Source organism: Paramaledivibacter caminithermalis DSM 15212, assembly GCF_900142245.1.
Lineage (GTDB): Bacteria > Bacillota > Clostridia > Peptostreptococcales > Caminicellaceae > Paramaledivibacter > Paramaledivibacter caminithermalis.
Genome location: NZ_FRAG01000009.1, coordinates 63,071 through 83,486, shown reverse-complemented (window position 1 = coordinate 83,486; position 20,416 = coordinate 63,071). Strand labels below are relative to the sequence as shown.

Genomic DNA, 20,416 nt, shown 5'->3' with positions numbered 1-20,416 from the left:
CACCCCCTAAAGTCCTTTTTCTTCAAACATTCTTTTATGGAATTCATCTTCTATTAAAATAACCTTCCACTTGTCTTCATTTACTTTTAAATTAGGTAAATTATTATCTCCGTTTACATAAATATAATCAAACTCCATATCTAATGTACTGTATCTTTTCTTTAAGAAATATGCATCTAGTGCTGCATTATCTTTAACAGAATCTCCTGTTAATGTTCTCCAAATTATTAATGCTTTTTCACCTGATGGCAAATATCCTTCTACCTCTTTGAATAGATAATCCCCTTCTTTACTTTGCTCTAACTTTACGCTATTTGTTCCTTCACCTTTATTACTTGATATAGCATTGAACTTTTGAGTTTTTTCTATTCTATTTACTTTAAGTCCAATCAAATAATTAAATGTTTCAACTAAATCCACATTCACTTTCTTTGTTTCAAGATTTCTTTCTATATTTAATGTATATCTAAACGGATTATTAAATTTATCAACATTAAGAAGAGAGTTACTTCCTTTTGTTTCTACATCAAGCATATATGAAAGCATATAATCTTCTTTAAAATCTTTGTTTGATTCTAATAATAATCTATCTATATCATTTCTTACAAGTAAGTTATTTAATGTATCTTCATAAGATTCTAATTTTATATATTTGAAGATATGAGAAGAACCTTCTCTCGATACAGGTTTTCCATTTTTCCAATCTTTTGAATATACTACTTTTTGTATTCTAGGTTTTGTAACAGTATTGAAATATTCACCCATTTCCACTAGAATATATTTTCTTTTCCCTTTACCTTCACGATTTAAATTAATTACAGCATGCCCTGTAGTTCCAGAACCTGCAAAGAAATCTAGAACTAATGAATCATCATTACTTCCTATTATTAAATTATCTTCAACTGTATATAAACTCTTAGGATAATCAAATGGATTATTAGGTATTATTGAATTTAATAAATTTGTTCCTTTACTTGATGCATCATATTTTTCACCTATCCATAGTGATTTAGGCGTATAATAAGCATCTCCCATATTTTTTTCATAAATATTATATTTCCCAGAAATTGTCTTTTTCGTAAATAAAGAGCCCTTTTCAATACCTTTACGACAGCTCTCATATCCCCATCTCCATCTCAAATATGAACCATTTGAGTCCATTGGTAAAATAAATATAAAACCTTTCATTTCATATTTATTCTTTAATTCCATTAGAAAAACATCATCAAAAGAGTCTGTATATTTGTCATAAATCTTATCATATTCTTCCTTTGGAATAATTGATGTTACATCTTTCTTTTCATCATAAAGAAATGGAAAAAACATATATGGTCTATCTTCACGCCATTTCCCACTACCAGTTCGTTTCAAAGGTAACTCTCTATAGGATTCTTTACCTTCTCCTTTAGAGTATTTAGCCTTCATATCTTCTTCAGAAAGCTCAAAGTTGTATGTCTCTGAATATCTCTTGTCTTTACCATACATAATAGTATAATCATGAGCTTGAGCAATAAATTCTTGGTCACGTCCTTTAGGATTTGTAAGAATCCCAATATTAGAAATCATATTATTGCGACCAAAAACAGATTCCATTAACAAATTTAAATATCTAAATTCATAATCATCAATTGCAACCTGAATTATTCCATTTTGAGCCATAAATTCCTTAGCTAAATTTAATCTGCTTTCCATTAAAGATATCCAGCTTGAATGTTCATATCCATTTTTGTAAGCAATTTTACTCGCATTAGTATTATATGGTGGGTCAATATAAACACACTTCACTTGTTGCTCGTACTTTTCTTTTAACAGGTTTAATGCATGAAAGTTATCACTATGGACTAATAAACCATCAATTTCTTTATCTAAATTTTCAAAGCTACATAATAGTTTTTCTTTAAAATCTATATTAAAAAACTTTGTATCTAAAACTAGATATGGATTATTTTTAAGAAAATCAATGTTTAATTCTTCACTATATCCATCTAACTCATCAATTGCAAATAGCTCTTTCCATTCTTTTATCTGCTCTTTATTATTAATAATTTCAGGATAAAGTTTTTCATCAATTTTATCCAATGTAATACAATAATTAGTCTCTATAACAAACTTTTTCTTTTCCCATAATTTTTTCTCAAAGTTTTCTAATTGCTCTAAAAATTTAATTATTTTATTCCCTATTTTCTTTATTACTTTCACTTTTGATATAGATTTTATTACCTTTTGTTCATCTTCTTCTATATCATCAATAAACATTACTTCATTTTTGATATAAAAATCTAATTCTCTTCTTAAAAATCCACCCAAATCTTTATGAATAAAATAATCAAAAGTATTTTTAGCTGTATAATCATTTAAATGTTTTTCAAGTAATGTTCTTTTTTTATTTTTTTCAGTAGGTCTATTAACAAATAAACCAATAAATTCTTTATATGGTGAATTAGCTGTTATGCTTTCTAATAATTTTTTCATTGTTTGTTCATTAATTTTTTCTCTCTTCTCACCTTTAGGTCTTATTACAAAATTAAAATAAATTACTAATTCACCGTTAATAATATCAATAAACTTTTCTTCATTTAGAACAAATCTTCTTTCACCATCTTGAGTTTTGTTATTATCTTTTTCAGTAGATGCTTCTACTACTTTAAAATGTACAATTTTACTATCATCTAATTTGAATGTATAATCTCTAAAATTTTCGCTGGATTTAACATAGTATTGGTCAGCATTAGCCCAATGAAGTTTGACTTCCTCACCTTCATAAGGAATAGCATAAACGCCTTCTTTATATCTTCTTTTTGATATAAAATCTCCTTCTTTATAGTATCTGCTAAAGAAATTAGTTAAACTAGAGAATATTTCATTTTCTAAAGAAGCTATATCAATACTACTTTCTATTTCATTTTTAAGCGTTTGATATTTTGGAGTTTCTTCTGCAATTACCCCAGCATCTTCTAAAGTTATTTTTAATTTTTCTAATTCTTTCTTTTTATCTTCTACATCTTTACTTCCCAACTTAGATAACTCATCTTTTACTTGGGGTAATAAGTCTTCATCTAAGAATTTGTTAATCTCATCTCTTTTCTGATTCATAATTCTATAAATACCAAAATCTAAATCAGCCTTATCCATTTCAAACATTGTTCTAAGCAATTCTTTAAACTTATTTAGTTTATCACTCATAAGTATTCCTCACTTTCTATTTCACTTCAAAATCTATAATAAATAATGTTTCTAAATTGGTCTTATGTTCCATTCTTTTTTCAAGAGCTTCAATTAATTCTTCTCTTTTTTGTTTAACATCATCTTCAATATCAAAAATATCTCTTCTCTGCTTTCGTTTTAACCTTTCTAGTTCTTTTATTTTTTTATTTAAATCATTTTGTTCTTTTAATGATATAGCTCTTCTAGCTTGTCTTTCCAACAACTTAATTTGAGCCTTTGTGTCCTCTAATGCTTTTTCAGCACTTAAAATCATATCTTCTTCCCATTTATAAAATCTTTCTTGCTCTTCTAAGAAATATTTTTGATTAATCTCCATAACTTCATTTAATATTGCTCTTGCATGTTGCTTAGAATCATTTAACAATCTCTCTTCATAACTATTTGTAACATTTGATTTATCGACACTTGCGCCACATTCAAACAACTTTTTACATACTTCAGGGGGAAGTATTTCTCCTGAAGTTAAATATCCATTAAATAATAAATATTCTTCTCTTTCAAAAGAATCTATAGTAAATTTACTTAAAATTAAAGAACCACTTTTACCTTTTAGCTGTTCAATAACCGATATTTTTGTTCTATGATTTGTAATATCAAATATTAATTTTGATTTTTTTAAGTCTCTTTTCAATGCATTATTGATTACATATTCTCCAATTGGATGAGATATTCTATATAAGTAATTACCATCAATATTCTTCTTATTCTTATCTTTAGAAATTAATTTATAATTACCTTTTACAAATGCTCCTTTAATATTCTTGTAAAGATTAAAAGTTAATTTTTCATCTTCAAATTCCGCAAAGTTTTTTAATTCATATTTTGTTAATCTCCAAAATAATTTTTCATATCTATCTAGAAACAATTTTGCTTTATCTAGCTGCACTTTTAATCTTAAATGAACATCTTCATCAAAATTATCAAGTAGATTTTTCTTAGTTTCTTCCATTTTTGAATTAATTGTTTGTTCCATTTCTTTTTGTAATAAGTTAAATTCTCTCTCTATATCTTCTGGATTTCGACAGTTTTGATATATATTTAAAATTCTTCTTTCAAAATCTACTCCTGATTCTAAACTACCAAGAACCTCATCTGATGAACCAAGCACACCTTTAAATAAGTTAAATTTATTCTCTAAAAGCTCATAAACTCTTCTATCAGCAGCATTTCTTTCATTCAAAAAATTAACTACGACAACATCATGTTTTTGTCCATATCTATGACATCTTCCTATTCTCTGTTCTATTCGTTGTGGATTCCAAGGTAAATCATAGTTGATGATTAGTGAACAAAACTGTAAGTTAACCCCTTCAGCTGCTGATTCTGTAGCTATCATGATTTCGGCTTTATCTCTAAAATATTCAATCAAAGATGCCCTTTTATCAGCCGATTTTGAGCCACTAATTTTTCCTGTATTTTTATTATTTTCAAGCCATTCAATATAAATATTTCTTGCTTCTTTACAAGTATTTGTTCCATTAAACACTACAATTTTATCTTTGTAGCCACTGTTTTCTAAAAAATTTTTAATATATTCTTGTGTTCTTCTTGATTCTGTAAAAATCAATGCCTTTCTATTAGCTCCCATATCTTCAAGTTTATTAAAACCTATTTCAATAGCTTTAAGCAATGCATTTGATTTTGTATCTATTTTTATTTTTCTTGCTAAACTAATAAACTTTTCAATTTCTTTGATTTCATTTTCTATTTTTTCTATATTTATTATCCTTTGTTGTAATCCAATATTATCATTTTCAATATCTTCATTATCCTCATTATCCTCATGTAATTGACATAAAATATCTTCATCATCTATATAATCTTCAAACAAGTTACTCTCTGTCTCAAATCCATCTTTAATTTTGATAAGCCTATCTTTTATAGTCTTTAATGTACCAATAATAGCTTCGGTTGAAGAGGCTAACAATTTCCTAAGAATCAAAGTTGTTAATGTTCTTTGACTTTTAGGTATGGCATATGTATCTTCTCTTTGTAAAAACTCCGATACTTTTTCATATAATTCATATTCCTCATCTGTTGCTCTGAATTTTTGTGTAAGTGGATGCCTCTCTGTATATTTTATGTATTCAAGAACATCTTTTCTTAAAGTTCTATGAGTAAATGTTTTTAATCTTTCTTTTAACTGTGCTATTTCACCCTGATTTATAAATTGTGAGCGAAATGATTTTATATCGCCAAAAATATGTTCATCAATCAATACAGATAACCCATATAATTCCAACAATGAATTTTGTAATGGGGTAGCCGTTAAAAGAATTTTTTTCTTATCTTCAACAGCCCACCTAATTCCATTTCCCATCTTATTATTCTTTTTATAAACATTTCTTAGCTTGTGTGCTTCATCTATCACTACTAAATCCCAGTTTACAAGTCTTATATCCTCTTTTTTTCTATTAGCAAAATGTGTTGATACTATCATTACTTTATCTTGTTCAAAAGGATTAATACTACCATTTTTCTTTTCATCGTTATATGTTTTCGTTTCTAAAATAGTACTAGGCAAATTAAATTTTTCTTTTAATTCAATACTCCACTGTTTACGCAAAGAAGATGGACAAATTACTAATATTTTTCTTTTTCTTTCAGCCCAATATTGACACATCACAAGTCCTGCCTCAATGGTTTTTCCTAAACCAACTTCATCTGCCAATATTACTCCCTTGGATATAGGAGAGCGAAAAGCAAATAAAGCTGCTTCAACTTGGTGTGGATTTAAATCAACGGTAGCATCAAACAATGACATTGATAACTTCTCTACGGTGCTACATGAGTTCCTTCTAATTAATTCATTTGCATAATATTTTGCATGATATTCTGTATAGTTCAATTTTATCCCCCTAAATTGATATATCTATATCATGTATTTTGTTCCCAATTGTTTTAACATCTACGATTATAACACATTATCTGCAAAACCAAAATATTATCATAAAATCACTATATAAACAATGATTAAATAGAAATTTTATAATATATCATTTACTTCTATTTTCAATTCTAAAATCCAAAATGGGATTTAGATTTATTCTATTTAACTCTCTATATTAATGGAAACCATTTCTAAAATCACTTTTTTCATATTTTACGTTTAAAAGCCATTTATAGTCCAATTTAACGTTCATGTAAAGTTCTTTACTAAAGTATCAGGTTCATCATAAGAACTCTTTTCAAAAATTTTCTTGACTTTATTTTTTATCATTTTTTATAATGCCTCAATAATAAAAGAAAGGATGTGTTGCATATGGAGAAACTAAAAGTAGATTTACAATTATTTAATATAATAACAATAGAGAATTGCCTTAACTGCACACCAGTACTTCATAAGCTGGACCAACTTATATATAATAAAACAAAGGCAATTATAACAAAATCACAAAATATTCCTGACAAACAAGAACAATTATTATTTATCTTAACGCAATCATTGCTAAGAATTTCTAGAGAAGCCACTTGGCTGAAACTTCAAAAAGAGCACAATTTATGCTTACAATACCTCTACACACTTATCAAAAGGCAAATATATATGGATAATCCTGAAATAATTTAAGTTAAGATGGCCATATCGGCTATCTTTTTTAATAGCTAAAAAATCCTATCTGCATCTACATAATGTTTAAGTATGTGTTAATATATAATATGTATATTAGTCAAATCTCTAAATCCCTTTATTTTATGTGATTCAGGACATTTTTTTAAGCGTCAAAATGTTACCATGATTATTTTAGTGTATAGGGGAAAACAATAATTTCTAAAAAATATAAAGGAGCAGTGATTTACCTCACTACTCCAAAATTTTATAAGTTATTAAAAATATCAAGAACATCGTCAGGCAGGTTGCTTTCTTCTAAGTTTTCTTCTATACTGTTATCACTTTTAATTTGCCAATTAACCTCTTCCAAAACCTCTCTAACTGCTTCTTTAATTATTCTCTTTTCATTTAATCTAGTATCTTCGGCAAGTACTATATTTACAACGAAATTAGTCATATTTCCTTTGTTAGCCTTTATTATTTTATATGCTTTTTCAGAGTCTTTATCATCTAAATTGAAGGCTAAATTTATCCTTTGTATACTCATTTAAATCACCCTTCGTAGTGCTTGTCTTCCTAGAATAGAATATCCATATATATTTGAAAATTCGTCCATGAATTCTGCATATCCAATATTATCTGTTTTCTGCTCAATGTGTTTTTTTAGCAGTTGACTTCCCCCACCAACAAAAAGGACAGGATTTATTGTTGTAACATATCCTAATTCATTAATTTTAGATAATAAGTTAACAACAAAAGTATCCACCTTTTTATTAACTAAAGCATAAAGTTCTTTACTAATAAATAATGTATCTGCTTCCCCTTTGATTATTTCTTCTATTTGTTCTTCTGTTAAATTTATTCCCTTTTGAAAAAATTCTTTCTTTATATCATTGATTAGATGAATAATGCCAAATGGAATTGAGTTACATGATGAATTTATCAGCAATCCTTTACTTGTTGTTCTGCATAGGTCAGTTGTATATCCCCCTAAATCTATAATTGTCAGTTGAGTATTCTTATAATCGTGAAATTTTGATATCATTGCTGCATATCCTTGAGCCCATACAAAAACATCTGTAATGTCTATTTTATAATGCACATTTTCATATTCAAATTCTATATCTTTCCTCATAAAATATTTTTTGTACTTTTCTTTTAATTCTCCATAATGTATTAGTGGTAAACCAACATTTAAAATAATATCTGCATGTTGCTTATTCCATTTTTTCAAATTTAATGCTATCGCTTTCAATGATAGTATAAAGAATTTATCATCTATCGTCTTATCGTTCATCACTGAAAACCTACCTTCTCCTATCACATAATATTCTCCGTTATATTTAAGAACATTCTTATTTGTAACAGGTTCTTTTTCCATAACTGTATAACCTGTGTCATATTTAATACCATATTCACTTTTGATTTGTTTGTTACCATGGTCAATGCTAATTATTGTTGTTTCCATTGCAACTACCTCCCTCTATAATCTTTAATTTCTAAGTTCCTTTAAGGTACTAACATTAAACAGAATTATTTATTTTTATTTCAAGTCTTTTTTGAAAAAACACTCACTTTATTAGTGAGTGCCTTTAAGGAGAATTACTATGAGTTTATAAAAATTTTAGATACCATTTTTAAAGTTATGAAACCAATTTATCCTTCATTATTAAAATCAATCTTTCTAGTTAATGTCAAGTTTATTTTCTTTTTATCCTACTAATTTTATCTATTATATCCCAAATATTCTTAGCTCTTACTGCAAAGAAATCTATTATTATTGCTATTATAAAAAAGATTACTGCAATAATAATATACATTATTATATTTTTCATTACAGAATCATGATATCCCCACAATTCAAAAACTTGAGTAATATAAGTCCCTATCCAAATTAAATAGTAAATTCTTCTGGCCACTTTTAAATGTTTATCTTGATATTGTGGTAATAGGGAAACTACACAATGTATAATCAAAAATGCTGCCACTATATTCATGCCTGATATAAAAACCATATAAAATACCTCCCTAATACTATGGTTAACATAGTCAATTAATAAATTATATTTACATACTCTTTTTATATAAATTTATCTATATTGACTTCAAGTATTTAAAATAAAAAAGCATATAGCTCTAGAAATTTCACTAAAGCTATATGCCAAAATGTTGGAGAAATTATAAATAATATAAAATCATCAATGAATTGAAAAAAAGACAAATATATATATTTACACTATTGAAAGTCAAGTAGAAAATTATAAAAATTTTTATTCCCATAAAATCAATGTTTTCATCAATTTTTGTATAAAAAAAGACCCACTCTCCACTACATGAAATTTTAGGTGTTATACTAAAATTGTAAGGGGCTGGCCAGTAAATATCTTACTTATATACAAAATATGTAATTTTAAAAATATCAAATAATAATATATTAACAAAATTATACCATAAAAACAAATAAAATAAAAGACATTATTAACAGATTGGAGGAATTATCGTGATAAATAATAACATTAATATAAAAACTACTATAAATCAAGCTATTAACTTCTTTATGAATTATCTATACGCAAACAATAATTCAAAACAAACTATTGTTTGCTATACAACTGATTTAAATATATTTAAAAATTTTGTAAAATCAAATTTTACTGGAGTAAGATACATTCAACAACTTCGTCTAAGCGACCTGAATCAATATTTAGCTCACTTGAGAAAGCAAGTTGAGCATAAGGAAATACAAGCTGCCACAATGGATAGAAGAGTGTTTTCTCTTCGCTCCTTTTACTCCTTCTTATACGACGATAGACTTCTTGACTATAATCCAGCAAGCAAACTAAAATATAAAAAATCTCAAAATAAATCTGTTCCAAATTATTTAGAAGAGCATGAACTTGACCATTTATTTAAGGTAATTGAAAACACAAATGATAGAAATAAATACAGAGACATAGCTATTTTTGCATGTTTACGCTACTTAGGAGCAAGAAGAACAGAAGTTACAAATCTAAAATGGAGTGATATCCATTTTACAACCCAACAGATAAAAATATATAGGGAAAAAACAAATACTTATTCCTTGCTCCCTATGCATCCTAAATTAGTAGATGCATTATTACAGCTATATAATGCTACATTTGATAAAACAAAAGAATATGTATTTATATCTAGACAAGGAAACCAATTATCGAAGACTGCCTTTAATAGCGTAATTAATAAATATGTAAATCTTGCAAGTATAAATAAGGATTTTAAAATTACTGCTAGAATCTTTAGACATACCTTCTGTACTATTGCAGCAAAGAAAAATATTGCATCACAGAAAATTATGGAGTTTACTGGTCATAAAAGTGCTGATACCTTATCTATCTATTCAAAAATGAATACTTCTCACCTTTCTGATTTACTAGCTGCAATGTAGAATATTAATTAAAGGGCATGAATATCATGTCCTTTTTTCATTGACCTATAAATATATTTTGTAGTATCATTAAATTATAATTGAATATACTTGTTCAAAGTACATACGAAATTGATTGAACTCGGCTATAGACATTGCAAAAAACAGTCTATAACTAGAAAAACACCAGCCTTTAAGCTAGTGTTTATCAGGTTTAAACGAGCAAGTCTATAAGCCGAGTTCTGTATTAGATAGTCATCTATCTAGGTCTACTGTCGCCAGTAGACTCATGCGACCTACCTCCGGGACGGCAACGGGCAGCCACCTTTTTTAGTCCCTACTTGGTCTTGCTCCAGATGGGGTTTACAGAGCAGACTAGTCGCCTAGCCTCTGGTGAGCTCTTACCTCACCTTTCCACCCTTACCCAAATAGAGGTTAGCAGTTGGACGTTAGAGATTAAATCTAACCTCTAGCATCCATCCTCCAACTTCTATATAGGCGGTATATTTCTGTTGCACTTTCCTTAGAGTCGCCTCCACTGGGTATTACCCAGCACCCTGCCCTATGGAGCTCGGACTTTCCTCATTGCCAATATTGGCAACGCGACCATCTGACTTACTCGTAATATTTATTTTTAACGACAAAATATATGTTACCATAGATATTGATTTGTGTCAAAGTGTAAATTTTACCAAATAAGCCTCAGATGACGCTTTGGAGTTGAAAGTTGTAGGTTATAGGTTATCAAGGTAAATATATATAAGATAAAAGATTTTTGGATACCTAAAAATTTGAATTTAACCCCCCCAACTTTCAACCTACAGCGTTTCTATTTATATAATCTTAAAAGGATTAATATTGAGCTCTGATATAATAACTTCAAGCTTATAATTATTCTTTTCAAGCTCAGTTATTAATCTTTCTTTTAATGAGCTGCAAATTATATTTTCTGTTTCATAGTGTCCTGCATCAATAACATTAAGTCCTAACTCTTTTGCAAACTGGGCATCATGATATTTTATATCTCCAGTAATATAGCAATCACATTTATTTTTATAGGCATCCTTAATGAATTCACTACCACTACCCGTACAAATGGCAATTTTTTCTATAACCATCGACTCATCACCAATCATCTTTATCTGATCAGCATTTAAAACATTCTTAAGCTCTAATGCAAGCTGCTTTAATTTCTTAGGATTTTCTAAATATCCAATTCTACCGAGTCCCAAGGATTCTATCCTATTATCTAATGGTATAATATCATATGCAACTTCCTCATAAGGATGTACTTTAAGCATGGCTTTGATTACATCATTTATAGTATCCACTGCTACTATACTTTCCAATCTGCATTCATTAACCTTTTCTAGTTCATTGATATTACCTATGTAAGGAACTGCTCCATCTAAAGGCTTAAAAGTACCTATACCTTTAGTTTGAAAAGTACAATGACTATAATTCCCAATATTACCTGCACCAGCCTGACTTATAGCTTCTCTTACATCTTCAATACTATCTTCAGGAACAAAGACAACAAGTTTACTGTATTTTTTATTATGAGTAATACTAAGGGGACTTACATCCTTTAAGTTTAATAATTGAGCTAAGTAATCACTTGTTCCACCAATTGCAATATCCAAATTAGTATGGGCACAGTATAAATTAATATCATTTTTTATTAATTTATTCACTATCCTAACAATTGGATCTAAGGTTACTAGTTTTCTAAGAGGTTTAAATATTAATGGATGATGGGTAATTATCATGTCTATATCTTTTTCTACAGCCTCATCCATAGTTTTACCATTTAATTCTAGGCATATCATTATTCTTTTGACTGCTCTATTTGGATTTCCAACTTGAAGTCCTACGTTATCCCATTCTTCTGCTAAAAAAGCAGGAGCAATATTTTCCATAATGTTTATTATATTCCTACATTCTACAGACATTCCTTCACTTCCTTAAGCTTTTTTATTTTTGTTTGGCATTCTAATAATTTTTCTTTTGCCTTTAATGTTTTTTGTTCTTCTACATTCTTTAATATATCATAATATTTCTTTAACTTCTCGTCAATGAATTGGCATAGATAAGGGTCTTTATTATCTATCAATTTAATACCTATTTCATAATAAATGCTATCCTGTATATACATCTCACCCTTACTTACAACCATAATTTCATATAGTTTATTTCCTTCTTTAGCTAATTTTTCATTGTCAATCTTAAAATTGTTTTTATGAAGCCATTTTCTAACCTCATCCTGTGCAACCATCGGCTGTAAAATCAAAGTATCTATTGTTTCTAACACATCTTTGCTCTGCTCTAGAATATCTATTACTAATAATCCACCCATACCTGCAATTATTGCTGCATCAATTTCATTAGGTCTTATTGGCTGTAAACCACTACCGATTCTAGTCTCGATATTATTTTGTAGATTGTATCTCTTTATGTTTTTTTTTGCATTATCTAAAGGCCCAGCATTAATATCTATAGCAATTACCTTATTAGCTATATTATTTTTAATTAAATATACAGGCAAATATGCATGATCTGTTCCTATATCTGCAACTACATTTCCCTTTGGAACCAAATCTGCTATAATTTTTAATCTTGGAGTAAGCTTCATTATTATTCCTCATTTCTGTTTAAAATCAAATATATATTTCCAATAGTAAAACTTAAGATGAATTAAATTATTTATCTCTATCTATAAAATTTGCATAGTAAAACTTAATTTATACATGTACAAATATGCAACGTTTCTGGGCGTTTTGGATATGTATAAATTAAAGTCTTTACTTAAATTCCTATATAATATTTTATCCTTATTTTTTGAAAATCTATAAATAAATAATAAAAATCTTAATTTGAATAAATAATAACTATAGAGGTGACTTTATGAAAAAGAAAAAAACAGATAAAAAAAAGAACAAAGTACCACAATCCAATATGGTACACTTTAGTTGGGGTGGATCTACCCATGAATGGGAAGAAGAAGCAGACCAAATTATGAATTATATTCAAGATAAACTAGATAAAAAAGAACCAAAGGAAGAAAAAAAACGAAAAATTCAATATGGCAATCAACAACAATACTGGTTAGACCGATAAAGATTCGCTATTAAGCGAATCTTTATAAACAAAATATTATTTGGTTTTACTCTAAGTAATCCTTTAACTTTTTGCTCCTGCTAGGATGTTTTAGTTTCCTCAAGGCCTTTGCTTCTATTTGTCTAATTCTTTCTCGAGTTACATCAAATTTTCTACCAACTTCTTCCAAAGTCCTAGCTCTTCCATCTTCTAACCCAAATCTTAATTTTAAAACTTTTTGTTCTCTAGGAGTTAGAGTATCTAAAACTTCGATTAGCTGTTCTTTAAGCATGGAAAATGCAGCTGCTTCTGCTGGTGCAGGTGCATCATCATCAGGTATAAAGTCACCTAAATGACTGTCTTCCTCTTCACCAATAGGTGTTTCCAGCGAAACTGGCTCTTGTGCAATCTTTAAAATATCTCTAACCTTCTCAACTGTCATATCCATTTCCTTAGCTATTTCCTCTGGAGATGGTTCTCTTCCTAATTCCTGTAACAATTGTCTAGACACTCTTATAAGTTTATTTATTGTTTCAACCATATGAACAGGTATTCTTATTGTTCTTGCTTGATCAGCTATAGCTCTCGTTATAGCTTGCCTTATCCACCATGTTGCATAAGTACTAAATTTATATCCCTTTCTCCAATCAAACTTTTCAACAGCTTTAATAAGTCCAAGATTGCCTTCTTGAATTAAATCCAGAAATAACATGCCTCTACCAACATATCTCTTGGCTATACTTACAACCAACCTCAAATTCGCTTCACACAATCTTCTCTTAGCTAATTCATCGCCATTTTCCATTCTCTTTGCTAAATCAATTTCTTCTTCTGCAGTAAGTAAAGGAACTTTACCAATCTCTTTCAGATACATTCTAACTGGATCATCTATATTAATTCCCTTTGGTAAAGTTAAATCAAAATTAGATTCTTCTTTAACTTGTGTATTGTCAACATCATCATCTATAATAATATCATCTTTCTCACTTATTACTTCAATTCCCATAGAAGTCAATGAGTCATAAATTTCTTCGATTTGATCCTTATCTAAATCAATATCTTCTAAAGTATCCATTATTTCGGTATAGGTAAGATTCCCTTTATTTTTACCTTTTTCAACAAGTTTAGTTACAGACTCAATCTTTTTATTCTTAATTTGTTTACTCATATGACTTCCCTCCCTTCAAATCTATTTGATTTTTCCCTATGTTTTTTAACTCTTTTCCTAACAAATCTAATTTTTTCCATAATTCCTTTATCTTCATTACATTCCTTTCATCCTTGTATTTTATTTTTTCTAATTTCATAATTTCTTCCTTAGTTAATTCAATCTCATTCTTTATTTTAAAATGTTTTAATGAAATTAATAAGTCATTTATAGTTTTATCTAAATTTTCAAAAGGTACAACACGCTGCTCTAGTTCTTTTAACAGCTTTGTATCCTCTATATCTAATCTATCAACAAGGGACATAAAATCAATTTTTTCATTATTTGCATAAATATCACTTATTATACAAAATATATTCTTTGTATTATTATTTAAAAAGTCTTTATCATTAATTTTTGAAGATATTTTTTTATAATTAGTTTTGGTTGATAAGCATAAAGATATGATGTTTTTCTCTATTTCTATCGAACCATTTTTTTCCAATTTTATTACTGGTTCAAAATTTTTTTCATGCTTTTTATTAGTTTTAAATCCAAAAACTCTATTGTTTTTATTATATTTATATTGATTTTTTTTATCCCTATTATTACCATAAATTTCCGACTTTATAACATTTGGTGCTACTCTTGCATCTTTAGATAGTTTTTCTACATAAATATCTGTTTTCACAGGGCTTTTTAAAGATTTAATTATCTTTATTGATTCATTTAAAAAATTAATCCTTCCTTCATTCGTATTTAAGTCATTCTCACTTTTTATTTTATCAAGCTTATAGTCAATCAAAGGTTGTGCTTTATTAATTTGAGCTTTAAAAGTATCTGCTCCAAAGCTTCTAATATACTCATCAGGGTCCATTTTATCACTAAGCCTTATAATTCTAACCTTACATCCAACCTCATCCAATATGTCCATACCTCTTATTGTTGCTGCTTCACCTGCTGAATCAGAGTCATAAGCAATAATTACCTCTTGACAATATCTCTTAAATAGCTCAGCATGATTTTTTGTTAATGATGTTCCTAGTGTTGCAACTGCATTTTTTATTCCATATTGATACAAAGTGATTACATCTGTATATCCTTCAACTACTATAAGCCTTTTCTCTTTACCAAGCTCATTCCTAGCTAGATTAAGACCATATAAGGTTCTTCCTTTATTAAATATAGCACTCTCTGGCGAATTAAGATATTTGGGCAACGAATCATCTAAAACTCGCCCACCAAACCCAACAATTTTTTTTGTGGTACTAATTATCGGGAAAATAACTCTGTTTCTAAATCTATCATAATATCTTCTGCCATTTTTACTTATAACTAAACCTGCTTCATGAATAGTCTCTTGCTTGTAACCCTTACCTAGTAAATACTTGTTTAGTTTTTCCCAATCATTAATAGCATAACCTAGTCCAAACTTTTTAATAATATCTATACTTAAACCTCTATTTAATAAATAATTTATGCCTTCGTTTTTAGTTCTTATCAAATTTCTATAAAAGTATAATGCTGCTTCTCTATTAACTTCATATAATTGATTTCTTTTATTTATTTTTTCACTACTATAACTATTATTTTTGTACTCTGATAAATCAATATTACATTTCTCAGCTAATAATTCTAAGGCATCAATAAAGTCGAGGTTTTCTATCTTCATTATAAATCTTATAACGTCTCCAGCTTCACCACATCCAAAGCAATGATACAATTGCTTATCTTTTGAAACTACAAAGGATGGTGTTTTTTCATTATGAAAAGGACATAGCCCCTTATAATTCTTTCCTGCATTTTTTAAATTAACATACTCGGATATTATTTCAATAATATCATTTCTTTGAGTAACTTCTTCAATCAATTGTTCAGAATACCTCATTGACATTTGAATCACACCTAACAAAAACCCTATACATTATGTTTCTCTATTAGTTAATGATTTCCTTTCAAAAAATTTAATTTTTCTAATATATAATCTATATCTAATTTTTTTTCCATAGTTCCAATATTCGACATAATTTATTAATATCCTTCTTATTTCTAAAAATCTTTATAAAAGTAATTTTATAAAGATTTTTACTAAGGGTATACTCTTCTATTTTAGAGCTAAACCCAGTACTTAGGAACATATATTTCTAAAAACTTATTTACAGCATATCTATCTGACATACCTGCAATATAATCCTTTACTTTTTCTTCAATTTCATTTGCAGTTTTTATTTCTTCATATATTTCACGAGGTAGTTTAAAGGGTTTTTTGCAAAAATAATTATATAATTCTATGATTAAACTTTGAGCTTTTTCCTCTTCTTTCTTTGCTTCTTTATTTAAATATACATATTCAAACATAAAATTTCTTAATTCATTTGTATAATAATGGATTTCATCACTCATTGTTATAATGTTTTTTTCAAAGCTTTTATTAATTACATCTCTAATCATCGTATTTATTCTATCCCTATGGGTAAAACCTAGAACTTCGGTACATTTTTTAGGTAATGAATCTATTTTTAATACCCTAGCTCGAATAGCATCATCAATATCATGATTTATATATGCAATTCTATCGCTTAGCTTTACTATTTGTCCTTCTAGGGTTGATGGATCAGTTTCTCCTGTATGATTAAGTATGCCATCTCTTACTTCATAGGTTAGATTTAAGCCTGTATTTTTATATCCTCTCTTCTCCAACTTATCTACTACCCTTAAGCTTTGTTCATTATGTCTAAATCCATCACTATGTATCTCATTAAGAACATGTTCACCACAATGTCCAAAGGGAGTATGCCCTAGGTCATGTCCAAGGGCAATAGCTTCAGTTAAGTCTTCATTTAATCTTAAAGCTCTTGCAATTGTCCTTGAAATCTGGGCAACTTCCAAGGTATGTGTAAGCCTAGTCCTGTAGTGATCACCTTCGGGTGATAAAAAAACCTGTGTCTTATGTTTTAATCTTCTAAATGCCTTTGAGTGAATTATCCTATCTCTATCTCTTTGAAAATCAGTTCTTACATCACATTTTTCTTCAGTAAACTTTCTTCCCCTGCTGTAATTTGACTTGCATGCATAATCAGATAAAGTATTTTGTTCAATAGATTCAGTTATCTCCCTGATATTCATAAAATACCCCTCTTTTTAATATTCCCAATATATCAAAAAAACAATAACTACTATATATTTTTTTAAATGATATAATATTTTTCTTTCTAAAATATATATGTATATATACAACAATATTGACGAAAAATCCTTCATAAATCTTCATTAAGTTTTTATTACAAACAAAAAAGGCATGATAACCTTTTTAGGTAAATCATGTCTTTTTAAAATATATTATAAGGAATTATATCCTTGGTTCTCTATTTATTCCTTATAGCAGCTTGTGCCGCAGCTAATCTTGCAATTGGTACTCTGAATGGTGAGCATGAAACATAATGCAAACCTATCCTATGACAAAAATCTATAGATTCTGGATCTCCGCCATGTTCTCCACATATTCCCAGCTTAATATCATCTCTTTCAGTCTTTCCTAGCTCTACAGCAATTTCGATTAATTTTCCAACACCAGATTGATCTAATTTAGCAAATGGATCCTTTTCAAAAATCTCTTTTTGTCTATACTCATTAATAAATTTACCAGAATCATCCCTTGAAAATCCAAAGGTCATTTGCGTTAAATCGTTAGTTCCAAAGGAGAAAAACTCAGCATGCTTGGCAATAGCATCAGCAGTTAAAGCAGCTCTAGGTATTTCTATCATAGTACCAACTTTATAATTTAATTGTGTTTTAGCATCATTCATTACTTCTTTAGCCGTTTCATTAACAAGGTTTTTAATAATTTCAAGCTCTTTTTCATGTCCAATAAGCGGTATCATTATTTCTGGCTTTACCTCTATACCCTTTTCATTAATAACCTTGATAGCAGCGGAAATAATTGCTCTTACTTGCATTTCATAAATCTCTGGATAAGTAATTGCAAGTCTGCACCCCCTATGTCCCAACATCGGATTGAATTCCTTTAAATCTTCTATAGTTTCCTTCAATATTTTTATATCCATATTTAATTCTTCTGCAAGCTCTTTTATGTCTTCATCCTTATGAGGTAAAAACTCATGTAGCGGGGGATCAAGTAACCTTATTGTCACAGGTCTAGATCCCATGGCCTCAAATATTCCAATAAAATCTTCTTCTTGAAATGGAAGAAGTTTATTAAGGGCTTTTACTCTATCCTCTGTTGTTTTTGCTATTATCATTTCTCTAACAGCCAAGATTCTATTATCTTTAAAAAACATATGCTCTGTTCTGCATAAGCCTATTCCTTCAGCTCCAAATTTAACTGCTGTTTCAGAGTCTTTTGGTGTATCGGCATTCGTTCTAATCTTTAATCTTCTTACCTCATCTGACCATTTCATTATCTGAGCAAAACTTCCAATCAGCTGAGCTTCCTGTGTTTCAATAATCCCCTTATATACCATGCCTGTATTACCATTCAATGAAATGTATTCACCTTCTCTAATTACTACATCACCAGCTTTGAATAATTTATTATTTTCATCAACCTTTATTTCACCACAACCAGCTACACAACATTTACCCATTCCTCTTGCAACAACTGCTGCATGGGAAGTCATACCTCCCCTAGTTGTTAGTATTCCTTCAGCATTTACCATTCCTTCTATATCCTCGGGAGATGTTTCAATTCTCACAAGAATTGTCTTTTCTCCTCTTTTTGCAGCTTCTATAATATCTTCTGAATTGAAATATACCTTTCCTGTTGAAGCTCCAGGAGAAGCTGGTAATCCCTTTGCTATGTTTTTGCCTTTTTCTAATTCTTCTGTCTTAAATGTAGGATGCAATAATTGATCAATTTGTTGTGGATCTATTCTCATTATGGCAGTTTCCTTATCAATTAACCCTTCATCTACCATATCAACAGCAATATTTATAGCTGCCTTTGCTGTCCTTTTTCCAGTCCTTGTTTGTAATAAATAAAGCTTGCCTTTTTCGATAGTGAACTCAATATCCTGCATATCCTTATAATGTCGTTCTAATATTTTAGTTACTTCTATAAACTGTTCATAAACCTCAGGCATAATATTTTTTAACTCTTCAATAGCTTTTGGTGTCCTAATACCAGCAACCACATCTTCTCCTTGGGCATTTATTAAAAATTCTCCAAAAATCTTTTTCTCACCCGTTGAAGGATTCCTTGTAAATGCTACTCCAGTCCCTGATGTGTCACCTAAATTTCCAAATACCATGGATTGAACATTAACTGCTGTACCTAAGTGGTGAGGTATCTCATTGATATTTCTATATACAATTGCCCTTGCATTATTCCATGATTCAAAAACTGCTGTAACTGCCATCATCAATTGTTCCTTGGGGTCCTGTGGAAATTCTTTTCTTGTCTCCTTCTTTACTAACTCCTTATATTTTTTAACTATTTCCTTTAAATTATCAACAGTAAGATCTATATCTTCTTCAATACCATTTACTTCCTTTACTGAATCCAATATTTTATCAAATTTATATTTTTCTATACCTAATACAACATCTCCAAACATTTGAATAAATCTACGATAGCTGTCATAAGCAAATCTTGGATTGTCTGTTATTTTACTCAAGCCCTCTGTGGCTTCATCGTTCAAGCCAAGATTTAATACTGTATCCATCATACCTGGCATAGAAATAACTGCACCAGATCTTACTGATACTAATAATGGATTGTTATAATCTCCTAATCTTTTGTTGGTCTTTAGTTCCAACTTGCAAAGATTATTAAAAATCATTTCTTTCACACTATCATCTATTTTTTTACCATCATCATAATATTTATTACATGCCTCAGTCGTAATAGTAAACCCTGCTGGAACTGGTAATCCGATCTTGCTCATTTCAGCCAAATTAGCACCCTTACCACCAAGTATAGATTTCATTTCTTTACTTCCTTCATCAAAAAAGTATACATATTTTTTCATATCTATAT

The 20,416-nt window shown here is 28.8% G+C and carries 14 protein-coding genes and 1 other RNA gene; 3 read left to right on the top strand and 12 right to left on the bottom strand.

Features of this window, described 5'->3' with window-relative positions:
- Nucleotides 1-6: 6 nt before the first annotated feature.
- Both BUB36_RS05445 and BUB36_RS05440 read right to left on the bottom strand, forming a co-directional pair.
- Nucleotides 7-3,183 carry a site-specific DNA-methyltransferase gene (locus BUB36_RS05445; RefSeq protein ID WP_073147814.1) on the bottom strand — a complete coding sequence of 1,059 codons (3,177 nt, stop codon included), beginning with the start codon at nucleotides 3,181-3,183 and terminating at the stop codon, nucleotides 7-9.
- Nucleotides 3,184-3,199: 16 nt separating this feature from the next.
- Nucleotides 3,200-6,097 carry an SNF2-related protein gene (locus tag BUB36_RS05440; protein ID WP_330390427.1) on the bottom strand — a complete coding sequence of 966 codons (2,898 nt, stop codon included), beginning with the start codon at nucleotides 6,095-6,097 and terminating at the stop codon, nucleotides 3,200-3,202.
- Nucleotides 6,098-6,487: 390 nt separating this feature from the next.
- Between BUB36_RS05440 and BUB36_RS05435 the strand changes: the two genes are divergently transcribed.
- Nucleotides 6,488-6,793 carry a hypothetical protein gene (locus BUB36_RS05435; protein WP_073147810.1) on the top strand — a complete coding sequence of 102 codons (306 nt, stop codon included), beginning with the start codon at nucleotides 6,488-6,490 and terminating at the stop codon, nucleotides 6,791-6,793.
- Nucleotides 6,794-7,040: 247 nt separating this feature from the next.
- Here BUB36_RS05435 and BUB36_RS05430 read toward each other — a convergent pair whose 3' ends face one another.
- The 3 genes from BUB36_RS05430 to BUB36_RS05420 form a co-directional block, all read right to left on the bottom strand.
- The gene (locus BUB36_RS05430; protein ID WP_072724165.1) at nucleotides 7,041-7,322 is read right to left on the bottom strand and encodes a hypothetical protein; all 282 of its coding nucleotides are present in this window, start codon (nucleotides 7,320-7,322) and stop codon (nucleotides 7,041-7,043) included.
- The gene (locus tag BUB36_RS05425) at nucleotides 7,323-8,243 is read right to left on the bottom strand and encodes a ParM/StbA family protein (RefSeq protein WP_073147808.1); all 921 of its coding nucleotides are present in this window, start codon (nucleotides 8,241-8,243) and stop codon (nucleotides 7,323-7,325) included.
- 232 nt (nucleotides 8,244-8,475) lie between these two features.
- On the bottom strand, nucleotides 8,476-8,790 hold the full coding sequence (locus BUB36_RS05420; protein ID WP_073147806.1) for a hypothetical protein: 315 nt from the start codon (nucleotides 8,788-8,790) through the stop codon (nucleotides 8,476-8,478).
- Between the two features lie 485 nt (nucleotides 8,791-9,275).
- Here BUB36_RS05420 and BUB36_RS05415 point away from each other — a divergent pair, with 485 nt between their 5' ends.
- Complete coding sequence (locus BUB36_RS05415) at nucleotides 9,276-10,199, top strand: tyrosine-type recombinase/integrase (protein ID WP_073147804.1); 924 nt, start codon at nucleotides 9,276-9,278, stop codon at nucleotides 10,197-10,199.
- Between the two features lie 194 nt (nucleotides 10,200-10,393).
- On the opposite strand, the gene rnpB is transcribed toward BUB36_RS05415, so the two are convergent.
- From rnpB to BUB36_RS05400, 3 genes are all read right to left on the bottom strand, one after another.
- An RNA gene (gene rnpB / locus BUB36_RS05410) (RNase P RNA component class A) lies at nucleotides 10,394-10,800 on the bottom strand.
- Between the two features lie 211 nt (nucleotides 10,801-11,011).
- The gene (locus tag BUB36_RS05405; RefSeq protein WP_073147802.1) at nucleotides 11,012-12,130 is read right to left on the bottom strand and encodes a Nif3-like dinuclear metal center hexameric protein; all 1,119 of its coding nucleotides are present in this window, start codon (nucleotides 12,128-12,130) and stop codon (nucleotides 11,012-11,014) included.
- Nucleotides 12,121-12,810, bottom strand: coding sequence for a tRNA (adenine(22)-N(1))-methyltransferase (locus tag BUB36_RS05400; RefSeq protein ID WP_073147800.1), 690 nt, complete (start codon nucleotides 12,808-12,810; stop codon nucleotides 12,121-12,123). The genes BUB36_RS05405 and BUB36_RS05400 overlap by 10 nt, the downstream gene beginning before the upstream one ends.
- A gap of 272 nt (nucleotides 12,811-13,082) precedes the next feature.
- Between BUB36_RS05400 and BUB36_RS05395 the strand changes: the two genes are divergently transcribed.
- Nucleotides 13,083-13,295 (top strand): hypothetical protein, encoded by a 213-nt coding sequence (locus tag BUB36_RS05395; RefSeq protein WP_073147798.1) that lies wholly within the window; start codon nucleotides 13,083-13,085, stop codon nucleotides 13,293-13,295.
- Nucleotides 13,296-13,341: 46 nt separating this feature from the next.
- Here BUB36_RS05395 and rpoD read toward each other — a convergent pair whose 3' ends face one another.
- From rpoD to ppdK, 4 genes are all read right to left on the bottom strand, one after another.
- On the bottom strand, nucleotides 13,342-14,442 hold the full coding sequence (gene rpoD, locus BUB36_RS05390) for an RNA polymerase sigma factor RpoD (RefSeq protein WP_073147796.1): 1,101 nt from the start codon (nucleotides 14,440-14,442) through the stop codon (nucleotides 13,342-13,344).
- Nucleotides 14,435-16,315 carry a DNA primase gene (gene dnaG / locus BUB36_RS05385; RefSeq protein WP_084111744.1) on the bottom strand — a complete coding sequence of 627 codons (1,881 nt, stop codon included), beginning with the start codon at nucleotides 16,313-16,315 and terminating at the stop codon, nucleotides 14,435-14,437. Before dnaG ends, rpoD begins: the two co-directional genes overlap by 8 nt.
- Nucleotides 16,316-16,536: 221 nt before the next feature.
- Nucleotides 16,537-17,547 carry a deoxyguanosinetriphosphate triphosphohydrolase gene (locus BUB36_RS05380; RefSeq protein ID WP_073147794.1) on the bottom strand — a complete coding sequence of 337 codons (1,011 nt, stop codon included), beginning with the start codon at nucleotides 17,545-17,547 and terminating at the stop codon, nucleotides 16,537-16,539.
- A gap of 239 nt (nucleotides 17,548-17,786) precedes the next feature.
- Entirely contained in the window at nucleotides 17,787-20,408 is a 2,622-nt protein-coding gene (gene ppdK, locus BUB36_RS05375; RefSeq protein ID WP_073147792.1) for a pyruvate, phosphate dikinase, read from the bottom strand.
- Nucleotides 20,409-20,416 lie beyond the last annotated feature (8 nt).